11 protein-coding genes are annotated in these 11,821 nt (G+C 36.3%); 6 read left to right on the top strand and 5 right to left on the bottom strand.

Going from position 1 to position 11,821, the window contains the following annotated elements; all coding sequences use genetic code 11:
- The first annotated feature begins 14 nt into the window (after positions 1 to 14).
- Positions 15 to 632, top strand: coding sequence for a polysaccharide deacetylase family protein (locus J0M08_00800; GenBank protein ID MBN8701579.1), 618 nt, complete (start codon positions 15 to 17; stop codon positions 630 to 632).
- Between the two features lie 104 nt (positions 633 to 736).
- Complete coding sequence (locus J0M08_00795; protein ID MBN8701578.1) at positions 737 to 2,665, top strand: 1-deoxy-D-xylulose-5-phosphate synthase; 1,929 nt, start codon at positions 737 to 739, stop codon at positions 2,663 to 2,665.
- Positions 2,666 to 2,742: 77 nt separating this feature from the next.
- Here the strand turns inward: J0M08_00795 and J0M08_00790 are convergent, their stop codons facing one another.
- From J0M08_00790 to J0M08_00775, 4 genes are all read right to left on the bottom strand, one after another.
- Complete coding sequence (locus J0M08_00790; protein ID MBN8701577.1) at positions 2,743 to 4,191, bottom strand: DUF2807 domain-containing protein; 1,449 nt, start codon at positions 4,189 to 4,191, stop codon at positions 2,743 to 2,745.
- Positions 4,192 to 4,299: 108 nt separating this feature from the next.
- A complete protein-coding gene (locus J0M08_00785) occupies positions 4,300 to 5,592 on the bottom strand; it encodes a hypothetical protein (protein MBN8701576.1) in 1,293 nt (430 codons plus the stop codon).
- A gap of 1 nt (position 5,593) precedes the next feature.
- Positions 5,594 to 6,079: an RNA polymerase sigma factor gene (locus J0M08_00780; protein ID MBN8701575.1), complete on the bottom strand. Its 486-nt coding sequence runs from the start codon at positions 6,077 to 6,079 to the stop codon at positions 5,594 to 5,596.
- A 142-nt stretch (positions 6,080 to 6,221) separates the two neighbouring features.
- Complete coding sequence (locus tag J0M08_00775; protein MBN8701574.1) at positions 6,222 to 7,271, bottom strand: hypothetical protein; 1,050 nt, start codon at positions 7,269 to 7,271, stop codon at positions 6,222 to 6,224.
- A gap of 76 nt (positions 7,272 to 7,347) precedes the next feature.
- Between J0M08_00775 and J0M08_00770 the strand changes: the two genes are divergently transcribed.
- The 4 genes from J0M08_00770 (at position 7,348) to J0M08_00755 (ending at position 10,797) form a co-directional block, all read left to right on the top strand.
- The gene (locus J0M08_00770; GenBank protein ID MBN8701573.1) at positions 7,348 to 7,653 is read left to right on the top strand and encodes a hypothetical protein; all 306 of its coding nucleotides are present in this window, start codon (positions 7,348 to 7,350) and stop codon (positions 7,651 to 7,653) included.
- A gap of 92 nt (positions 7,654 to 7,745) precedes the next feature.
- Positions 7,746 to 8,393: a carbonate dehydratase gene (gene can / locus J0M08_00765; GenBank protein MBN8701572.1), complete on the top strand. Its 648-nt coding sequence runs from the start codon at positions 7,746 to 7,748 to the stop codon at positions 8,391 to 8,393.
- A 74-nt stretch (positions 8,394 to 8,467) separates the two neighbouring features.
- Entirely contained in the window at positions 8,468 to 10,033 is a 1,566-nt protein-coding gene (locus tag J0M08_00760; protein ID MBN8701571.1) for a SulP family inorganic anion transporter, read from the top strand.
- 56 nt (positions 10,034 to 10,089) lie between these two features.
- Complete coding sequence (locus tag J0M08_00755; GenBank protein ID MBN8701570.1) at positions 10,090 to 10,797, top strand: YebC/PmpR family DNA-binding transcriptional regulator; 708 nt, start codon at positions 10,090 to 10,092, stop codon at positions 10,795 to 10,797.
- A gap of 97 nt (positions 10,798 to 10,894) precedes the next feature.
- Here J0M08_00755 and J0M08_00750 read toward each other — a convergent pair whose 3' ends face one another.
- Positions 10,895 to 11,788, bottom strand: a complete 894-nt coding sequence (locus J0M08_00750) for a type IX secretion system membrane protein PorP/SprF (protein ID MBN8701569.1) — start codon at positions 11,786 to 11,788, stop codon at positions 10,895 to 10,897.
- Positions 11,789 to 11,821: the final 33 nt, after the last annotated feature.

Genomic DNA, 11,821 nt, shown 5'->3' with positions numbered 1-11,821 from the left:
TAAACAAAAAATCTTTGCGTAATTTACTTGTAAAACCACCTATTCTACTCAGAAAGCTTTATCCAAAGGCGCTTTGGAGAGTTGCTACAAGTGAAAAAAAAATCTATTTTACATTTGATGATGGGCCCATACCTACCATTACTCCTCGTATTCTAGATATACTTAAAGAGTATAACGCAAAGGCTACATTTTTTTGTGTGGGGGAAAATATTGTAAAGTACCCTACCCTTTTCGACAGGATTTTAACGGAAGGTCACACTGTTGGCAATCATTCCTATAATCATGTAAACAGCTGGAAAGTTAGCAATGCAGATTATCTTGCCAATATTGAAAAATGTCAAGAATTGTATCCTTTTACGATGTTTCGCCCACCTTATGGTAAAATGCGGCTTTCAGCCTACCGTGAATTGCAAAAAAAGTACAAAATTGTATTGTGGGATATTCTTACCATGGATTATTCTGCCTCTATTTCAAATGAGCAATGTTATTTGAATGCAACCAATAACTATGGAAATGGCTCTATTCTTGTGTTTCACGACAATATAAAAGCAGAAGAAAAAATTAAAACCACATTGCCAAAAGTGCTTCAATTCTATACAGAACGAGGCTTTTTGTTTGATTCACTTACATAGCACAGAACAATTTTCAAACAAGTTGGTTATCAGTTTAATAAACTTTACCAAACAATATTAAATTAATGTTAAAATCCACTACTTTTGCAACTCATAAAAACAACATGGAATTTAAAGCGGGAGAACTTTTAGGAAAGATTAATTATCCGGCTGATTTGCGCAAGTTAAAGTCAGATAAGCTACCACAAGTTTGTGATGAGTTACGCCAATACATTATTGATGTGGTGTCTCAAAAAGGTGGACACTTTGGCGCAAGCTTAGGTGTTGTTGAGCTTACAGTTGCCTTACATTATATTTACAATACGCCAATTGATCAATTGGTATGGGATGTGGGACATCAAGCATATGGACATAAAATTCTCACAGGTCGTAGAGATATTTTCCACACCAACAGAATTTACAAAGGCATTAGTGGTTTCCCTAAACGCAAAGAAAGCGAATACGATACATTTGGTGTAGGTCATTCCTCCACTTCTATTTCTGCGGCATTGGGCATGGCCGTAGCGAGTAGGTATAAAAATGATGCACAGAAAACCGTTGCAGTTATTGGCGATGGAGCCATGACAGCCGGAATGGCTTTTGAAGGATTGAATCATGCCGGTGCGGAGAATGCAGATATTTTAGTGGTTTTGAATGACAATTGCATGTCGATAGACCCAAATGTAGGGGCACTGAAGGAATATTTGACAGACATTACCACTTCTCACACCTACAATAAAGTAAAAGATGAAGTTTGGAAATTGCTAGGTAAAATCAGCAAATTTGGACCTAATGCGCAAGAGATAGCGTCAAAGGTTGAGAATGCAATAAAAACAACGCTTTTAAAACAAAGTAACTTATTCGAATCGCTTAAGTTCCGCTATTTTGGACCTGTTGATGGACATGATGTAGTTCGCCTACAACAAGTATTAAAAGATTTAAAAGATATTCCGGGTCCAAAAATTTTGCATTGCTTAACGGTAAAAGGAAAAGGATATAAATTTTCGGAAGAGGGAAACCAAACCGTGTGGCATGCTCCCGGACTATTTAATAAAGACACAGGAGAAATTATTAAAGTAAAACCAACCGAACCACAACCACCAAAATATCAGGATGTTTTTGGGCATACCATTGTTGAGTTGGCAGAAAAGAATCCTAAAATAATGGGTATAACACCTGCTATGCCTAGCGGTTGCTCGTTAAATATTATGATGAAAGCAATGCCCGACAGAGCTTTTGATGTGGGTATTGCAGAACAACATGCTGTTACATTTTCGGCAGGACTTGCAACGCAAGGAATAGTACCATTTTGCAATATTTATTCTTCTTTTATGCAACGTGCATACGATCAAGTGGTGCATGATGTAGCCATGCAAAACCTGCATGTGGTGTTTTGTTTAGACAGAGGTGGTTTTGCAGGAGCCGATGGGCCTACTCATCATGGCGCTTATGATATAGCTTATTTTAGATGTATTCCCAATATGATTGTTTCTGCTCCGATGAATGAAGAAGAGCTTAGAAACTTAATGTACACCGCTCAATTGCCCGAAACAAATGCACCATTCTCTATTCGCTACCCACGTGGAAATGGTGTGATGACAGATTGGAAAAAGCCTTTTACAAAAATTGAAATTGGCAAAGGAAGAAAAATAAAAGCAGGCGAAGATGTTGCAATACTAACCATAGGACATATTGGTAATTATGCTGTAGAGGCTTGCAAGCAATTAGAAAAAGAGGGTATAAATGCAGCGCATTACGATATGCGTTTTGCAAAACCAATAGACGAGCAACTTTTACACGAAGTGTTTACTAAACATACAAAAATTGTTACCGTAGAAGATGGCTGTATTATGGGCGGTATGGGCAGTGCAGTGCTTGAGTTTATGGGAGATAGTGGATATGCTGCTCAAGTAAGGCGCCTAGGAATACCCGATAAAATTATTGAACATGGCGAACAGCTGGAGCTGCACAAAGAATGCGGTTTTGATGTAGAAGGAATTGTTCACGCAGCAAAAGAATTGGTTGGACTAAGCAAGAAAGCATTGGTGGGATAATACCCCTACTTATTTTTATAACATAGCGCAAAAGCCACTACAGTATTGGCTTTTGCGCTTTTTGCCATTCTTCTCGTTTATATACTTCTGTGTATCCCTATTGTAAATGGATTTAATTCGGGACCCTTTGTGTCTTGAAATAAAGATGTTAAAGCATAGTTGGCAAATAAGGTGTTATGCTTGTATCCAATTCGGAAAGCTGCCTCCACACGGAATGGATTTATGAAATAATCATTTTTCACGACTTCCTTTTTTTCATCATTATTCTTTTCGTATTTAATTTTTGTTTTTGCTGCAAGGCGGTACCCGCCAATTACTCCGGCTGCTACATGGAAATTTTTATCAGGATTAGATGATGAATTTATTTCGAGCATTAAAGGAACTTTCACAAAAACTGTTTTCAATTTATTTTTAGTAAACACGTCCGTTGCTTCGTAATCCGCACCTAAAGTTAATGGAGGTGCGTCTAATATAACGTTTCCTTCGGGTTTCCAGTTTGATGGTCTTAATCTATAATTATTTTGCAAAGCATATGAGTTCCATTCAAATCCAACACCCCAAAACAAGTTTACATTAGGAGCATTCTTTGTTAAGCGCATTTGTCTTTCTATGACATTCCAACTAAAAGAAAACGATTTTGCATAATCTAATTCTAAATATGGATATCCTCCAGGAAGCACGAATGATGCATCTCTCATGTATCCATTTATACCAAATCCAATCCCTCTCCAATGTTTAAAATCGCCTGCATCGTACTCATACTTCTTTTCTTCTTCACCCTCAATTTCATCATCTTCTACAGTAATTTGTTTGTTGAAAAAATTAAATTTTGTACCTGGGTTTCTTACCATCTCTTTTGTTTCTTTCGATTTTACTGCACCTAGACCACTTACCTCAATTATTTTTTCGGAAGGAGTTCCTTTGTATACAACCGAACCTACACCCGATACGGACGCCTCTAGCTTATCTTTAGCCTGCACCTGTGCAGAACCAGCACCCGATATTGAAACTTTTGTTTTGTTTGATTGAAGCTCAAACGCATCAATACTGCCTACACCCGTTATCTCAGTATTTAACACAGAGGTTTCTCCTGCAAGTTTTATTACCCCAATGGAATGTATGGTTGCATTTATTTCTGAGGCCTTTATGTTTAAATCCATAGAGCCGGTTGATTTTGTAATAAGCGCAATATTGTCGGTCGTTAATGTTCCTTTACTTTTAATATTACCCGAACCGTTAATTTCTAGTTCGTTTAGCTTAGGCACTTTTATTAATATACTTGCTTTCTCAGATGTTTTAATGCCTGCATCCGTTGTTATTGTAAGTACACCTTCGTTAGAAATGGTAGTTTTTATCTTAGGTGCGTTATTTTCAGAAGCATTAATTGCAACTAAAAAACTGTCCGATTGTTCAACTACCACATCTACGTTGCCATTCAAATGTACTTTAGTAAAACTGGCTGTTTGTGCTTTTGCATGTAACAATAATCCTAGTGTTAAAAATGCTGCGGGAATTAAGTTTTTCATTTGGTATCTAGTTTAATTTTTACTTGTGCTAAAATTATATCCTATGTTTTAGCTTCCTTTATAATAGGACGATTGAGACATGGTAAAAGTTACAGTTCGTTCTAAAAATTATTCTTCTTCATTTCCTATATTTTTAGACATCGCAAACCCTGGTGTTTGTATCGAATATGCCACCAACTCATTGTATTCATTATAGCTAGGGGTATATATAATTTTTTTGTTAGTCAGCCTTGCAACTGTTTTAGCTAGTAGTTGAGTAAACCCATTTTTCTGTTTTTCTGTTTTAGAATCTTTTTTAGTCAATACTTGTTTTATCCATGTTGATTTTTTTTCAACGGCCACCTTTTCGTATATGTAATAGGTTTGGGGCGCAACAGGTAAAGCATTTTCGGTGTTTGCCGAAAAAGTAGCACTTCCAACATCATTGGTATCTATACTAGTTGCTGCATAGATAGTTGTGGTTAACGTATCAGGAGTTATTTGTTCTTTCGCAATAGGTACTTGTGGTTCAGGAGTAGCCGAAACACGATTTTTCCTTTTTCTTTTTTTAGTAGCATTGGATGCGAATTTATGTTCTCGGGATGACTCACTTTTAGGTTTCGCTGTAATGCCATTAGTCGTGTTAGTACTGTGCGATATGACTGGGGCAGTCTTTTTCACAAGTGCATCTAACGTATTAATATTCGACAAAGAAATGGAAGTGGCTTCGTCTTTCGCTTGATTTAAAAATACAATTCCAATACCCAGCAAAACGAGAATAGATGCAGCAATTGAAATGTAATAGAACAGCCCATTTTTCTTTCTGCTGCCAATATTTTTCAATAGTTCCTTATCCTCAAATAGGACGGGATGTGCAACCAGACGACTTTTAGCGTACAACTCTTTTTCTTGTTCATATTTTTTATTGGTAGCTATAAATTGAGCAAGTTTTTTACTTTCGTACTCCCCCAATTCATTGTCTAGTTCAAGAACAATATAGTGCGCATAATTGTCTGCTGTAATTACTGTTTCTGTTTTTTTTAATGCTTGCTTCTCTTCAAAAACAATAGTTGTATCTGTATTCAATTTTGCTTTTTCAAATAATGCAACTTCTCCTTTTAAGTGCGGATTTTTGTCAAGAAAGGCATCTAGGGCTGCTATTTCAGCATTAGACAAATCATTGTCTATTTTTCGGACAAAAAAAGTGGCGTAATTATCTAGTGAAATAGTAGTTTTTTTTAGCGATTCTTTTTCTGAAAAAGGCAGTGTGATTTCTTCCAAATCAAGAATAGTTGTTGTGGTATCCCACAATTCCGGATTATCAACCATAAATTGCTCAAAAGCTTCTTGTAAAGCCTCGTCCATAGAGCCATTGGTGTATTGCTCTAGGTAAAATGAGTAATTATGTTTGTTTATCTCCACGTTATAATACGTTTTCTATACTGCCAATATAATTTTTCAAAAAAGTTCGTGCTCTAAAAATATATACCTTTACTTGCGCTTCTGTTAATGAGGTTATCTCTCCAATCTCTTGGTAGTTGTACCCTTCATAATCACGCAGCATTAGTACAGATTTTTGAATATCCGGAAGTTTATTTAACGCATCCTCTAGTATGTGTTTTAAATCGGAATATTGTTTTGTGTGGGTAAGACTTTGTAATGGCGCTTCTTCCCAATCTCCTTGTTTTTTCTCTCTTCTTACTTGATCAATAAATGTGTGGTATGCGGTTGTAAACAAATACGATTTTGCCTTTGAAAAATCTACATCCAACACCTTGTTCCAAAGCTTCTCAAAAGTGTCTTGCACAATATCCTTGGCTTTATCGGTATCCTTGGCGTTTTTAAGGATAAACCGGTAAATGCCGTCCGAGAAATTATCTACACATGTATTGTACTCCTCAATAGTCATTAAATAGAATTCCGTTTTGTATGTGACGAACCAATAGTAATAAAAGTTACAACAGATGTAAAATAATTTTATTGTTCTATATACATACTAAAAAAGGGCTTTAGAGCCCTTTTTTAGTCAACTAAATCTATGCCTACGCCAATTATTCCCAGTCTGTAAAATCATCACAGTTAATCGTTTCGGAACTTGATTCATTAAACAACTCTGAACTATCAGTGGTATTAACACCAACCACATTTGTTGATGAGTTGATCGTACCGTCACAGCTACCTGTTCCAAAATCGAGTGTATAGGCTGTTGTTACACTTGCACTATAGGTTTTAGGTCCCACTTTCACACTTTGTGCCTCGGTATTAGATAATTTTAATTGTCCAGCAGTAAAAACACACGTTGACAGACAACTAAATTGTGTGGATAGCGTTTGCAATGTCTGAATAGCATATGTTCCAACTTTTGTATCAACATTTCCTGAAATATTTAAACTTACTACATTATCGTTATAGTCACCCTTATTTCCAAAAGTAAGTTTAACAGATCCTGTATAACTCCAGTTTAACGTATCGTTTCCAGATGTTCCGGGAAAAACAACGCCTGCATTATTTACAATCGCAGTGATACTCAATACCGATGCTGAAATGCTGTCTTTCACAAATATTCTAGTGCCCATAAGCATGGTGTCGTTTACGTGGTAATTGGTAAGGGTTACCACCATACTGTCCTTTGGACCATTAGATGTCGGTGTTACCCAACTGTCGTTGAATCGAGCTTCGATTTTGCCTGTTCGGTATTTTCCGTCATCACACAAACAATTAGTAGTACCAAAATCAATTGTAAGTTTCTTGGGCCAAACAGTAGGCAAACTAGGGGTGATGGACACATTTGCACAGGCAGGTGTAGGCGTTGTGCCATTTGTTTTTCCTAGTCCGGCATTGTTATCAGATTCGTATTGTACCATGGTAAACACCATTAAATCTTCGTATATACCTGTAGTGGTATTCCCTGCAGCTTGTTTCGCCTCATTTTTATCTGTTGAGGCATCGTAGTTGTATGTGCAAGATTCGTCATCAACAGTAGCGTCTGCATTGTAGTTAGTCGCATCGGCATCTGTACATCCTTGTACATCTTTCTTTTTTTCACAAGAATTAACAATTGGGAGTGCACCCACAAGTAAAAAAAGTAGTATTTTTCGCATTTAATTATTTTTTGGTTATACCACCAAGATATAATTATTTTGGAATATTTTTAATTGATAATCGTATTAAAATACTGTGAAAAAAAACGTATTAATCGCCATAATAGTAGCATTTACATTGTCGCAAATGACAAGTTTGCTTTCTATATTGCTTGATACGGAGCAGTATTGTTTTTCGTCAATAATAGAAACAGAAGAGGCCGAGGAGTCGGAAAGCGAAAAAAAGGAAGAAAGTAAACAAGGCGAGCAAGACGATTTTTATTTTTCCAATCAATTTATTGTTTATAGTCCATTACTAGAAGCAGACATCGATTTCAATAAATATCAAATTCCAAACTTTCACTTACCCATACCGGAAACTCCCCCTCCAAATAACATTTAATTAGTTTTTCTGCGTGTTTATGGTGTCGTTATTCTTCGACACCTCTTTAATTCATCTTTCAAGTAATTGCTTCATTAAACTAAGTACATGTTATGCCAAAAATTTATCAAGATATATTCGTAAATAACAAAAAGTGGGTAGAAGAGAAAACGACATCAGACCCTGATTATTTTAACAAACTAGCTAAAGGACAAAAACCTCCCATTTTGTGGATTGGATGTTCCGACAGCAGAGTGCCTGCGAACGAAATTACTGGAACTCAGCCAGGAGAAATATTTGTACACAGAAATATTGCCAACATGGTAGTACACACGGACATGAACATGCTTAGTGTACTTGATTACGCAGTAAATGTTTTAGAGGTAAGCCACGTAATTGTATGCGGACATTATGGTTGTGGCGGTATTAATGCAGCGCTTGATAATAAACAAGTAGGTATAATTGACAACTGGCTTCGACACATAAAAGATGTGTATCGTTTGCATAAAAAAGAAATTGACAGTATTGCCGATTTAGAACAAAAAAGAAGAAGGTTGGTAGAACTGAATGTGCAAGAGCAAGTGCTTGATTTGATAAAAACATCTATAATTCAAAACACATGGGCTACCGGAAGGTTTCTTCAGGTACATGGTTTAGTATATGATGTAGCTAATGGTTTATTGAAAGACTTAAATGTTACCGTTGGAGACAACAAAGAAATAGATGGGGTTTATAAATTTGATTTTGAACAAATAATTTAATCTCCTAACAAATTGGTTTACCAAACTGGCAAAACCAACTATTGTTATACAATTCAAATTTATCTTAACTGCTAATGAAAAAATATTTCGAAAATATTAAGTACGATTTCCCTGCGGGGCTTGTTGTTTATCTTGTTGCACTGCCCTTGTGTTTAGGCGTAGCTTCTGCATCAACTGGTCGCCCCGATTTACTTTTCTCCGGAATAATTGCCGGAATGGTAGGGGGTATAGTCGTGGGTATTTTAAGCGGCTCTGCATTAGGTGTGTCGGGGCCTGCTGCGGGCTTAGTTGTTATTGTATTGAATGCACTTACCACACTAGGCAGCTACGAAGCATTTTTATTAGCGGTTGTAATTGCAGGAATTATTCAATTAATTGCAGGATTCCTTCGTGCCGGAATTATAGGGCACTATTTCCCTTCGTCAGTAATTAAGGGTATGTTGGCGGCAATCGGTATTACATTAATCTTAAAAGAAATTCCGCACGCATTAGGTTTCGACAAAGATTTTATGGGGGACGAATCTTTTGACCAAATTGATGGACATAACACTTTTTCTGATATTTATTATGCAGTTGTATATAATAGCTTTGGCGCAATAATTATTTCCATAGTATCTATTGGATTGATCCTTTTGTTTGATAGGCCCTTTATGAAAAAAGTGCAACTGTTTAAATTTTTGCCCGGCTCCTTATTTGTAGTATTAGTAGGTATTTTAATTAATCAAGCGTATGCAATTATTTCCCCTGAATTATTTTTGAATGGGGAGCATTTAGTGCAATTACCCGTTGCTTCTACTTTTCAGCAATTTATAAGTTTTTTCACAACTCCCGACTTTTCACAGTTTTCTAACATAAATGTGTACAAAGTCGCATTCACATTAGCCATTGTAGCAAGCTTGGAAACTCTTTTATCTGTAGAAGCTACCGATAAGTTAGATCCATATAAAAGAAACACACCTACCAATAAAGAACTAAAAGCGCAAGGGATTGGAAATATTGTTTCGGGATTGATAGGTGGTTTACCAATAACACAAGTAATTGTTAGAAGCTCTGCTAATATTAGCTCTGGCGGAAGAACAAAATTAGCAACTATTATACACGGGGCTATTCTGCTGGTCTCCGCTATTTTAATTCCACGGTATTTGAATTATATTCCAATTGCATCCCTAGCAGCAATATTATTGTTAGTAGGTTACAAGTTAGCAAAAGTGTCTCTTTTTAAGGGGATGTACAAATTGGGTGCAGATCAGTTTATCCCTTTTGTGGTAACGGTTATAGCCATCTTATCTACTGATTTATTAAAAGGAATTGCGATAGGAATGTGCGTGGCCATTTACTTCATTTTGCGCAAAAACTATAAATATTCTTACTCTTATAAAAAAGAAACGCACAATAAAGATGAGGTAATCAGATTGGTACTTTCCGAAGAGGTTTCGTTTCTAAACAAAGGAAGCATTTTACAAACATTAGATCATATTCCACCGAAAAGCAAAGTAATTATTGATGGCTCGAAATCGAATAACATTGATTATGATGTAATAGAAATTATTTATGATTACAAAAAACATACCGCCCCTCTTAGAAATATACAGGTTGAATTAATTGCAATCCCCGAAACCGAAAAGATAGAGGCACACTAACCATTCTATACTATTTCCCATTTTTTTGTAGTTTTGTAACTTAATTTACATTTTACATGGGACGTATATTCGAAAAACGTAAACACAAAATGTTTGCTCGCTATGCCAAGATGGCTAAAGCATTTACACGTATAGGCAAGGAAATTGCTATTGCCGTTAAGCAAAGTGGCCCAAACCCGGATCACAATCCACGTTTGCGCATGTGCATTCAAAATGCTAAAAGTGTAAACATGCCTAAAGAGCGAGTAGATTCTGCTATAAAAAGAGCCGTATCAAAAGACGAAAAAGATTATGAAGAAATTACCTATGAAGGATATGGTCCTCATGGAATAGGCATTGTTATTGAGTGTGCAACAGATAATCCAACGCGTACAGTGGCAAATATTCGACTGTGCTTTAATAGAGGTGGTGGTGCGTTGGGGAAAACGGGCTCTTTAGATTTTATGTTTGAACGCAAAGGTATTTTTAAAATAGATCCTGCCGGAAAAAATAGTGATGATTTAGAGCTTGAATTAATTGATTTTGGCGCAGAAGAAGTATATGAAGACGAAGCAAACATAATTATTCAAACTTCGTTTTCTGATTTTGGCGCAATGCAAAAAGGCCTGGAGCAATTAGGACTGACAGTTATTAGTGCCGAATTAACACGAATTCCAAATACACAAACAGAGCTTACACCCGAACAAGAACAAGAGGTGCAAGAGCTTATTGATAAGATAGAAGACGATGATGATGTACAGGCAGTTTACAGCAATATGAAGTAAGCACCGCAACGTAACTTAGAAAAAAAAGCGTGGGCAAAAGATTCACTTTCGCCCACGCTTTTTTTATACGACTTATTTTTTATGAGTATGTTTTTTCTTAATTGGTCTCTGCTTTATAAAACCGAATAGCTAATAATACTTCGTGCGTTCCGGTATTGTAGCGTTTTAAATTAGATGTAGTAATATCGTATGAATATCCAATTGTAAGGTTTTCTTTAAAATTATAACCAACCATTACATTTACCGCATCTTTGGTTCTATAGGTAGTTCCTAGCCAAACTGTTTTTTTGTACGAAACACGTGCTCCAATATCTGCTTGCACAGGCACTGGGGCTACTTGTTTTACAGCCAACATAGGTTCTACTAAAAAATCATCGCTTGCATTCCACTTATAACCTGCAATAGCATAGAAATGTGTAACTATTCTGCCTGCTGTTGTATAGTCAAAAAACTTAAGTCGAGCCGGATAAATTTGTGGTGCTGCTACTCCAACATAAAATTTTTCGCTATGTAAATACGCCCCAAAACCAAAATCAGGAATCAAATCATTTACATACCCATTCGCCAAAGCCACATCATTAGCGTTTTGTAAATTTAATTTTGAGCCATCAATAGCAAATTGCAGCAACCCGGCTGTTACACCAAGCCCTAACTTCAAGCCTTCTTTTATTTTTAGATGGTACGCATACGATGCGTTAAACCCTGTTCTGCGTGTAGGACCTGTAATATCAGTAAACACAGAACCTCCCACCCCAAAATTTTTGGATTTAATTGGTCCGTGTAAACTTAACACATAAGTTCTAGGTGCATCGGTAATTCCCACCCATTGGTTTCTAACTACAGATTTTGCTTCGAAAAAATTATTCTTTCCGGTAACTCCGGGGTTTAACACAAAATCATTAATCACAAACTGACTAAAGTGTGGTAGCTGCTGTGCTTGCACAACAAAGGCAAAAGCAACAAAAAGTACTATCAGTTTAACTCGTATCATATTCTTATAAGTTGGATTTTTAAACATTTTAAT

This window comes from Bacteroidota bacterium, assembly GCA_017303975.1.
GTDB lineage: Bacteria > Bacteroidota > Bacteroidia > JAFLBG01 > JAFLBG01 > JAFLBG01.
This window is presented reverse-complemented; position numbering and strand designations above follow the sequence as displayed.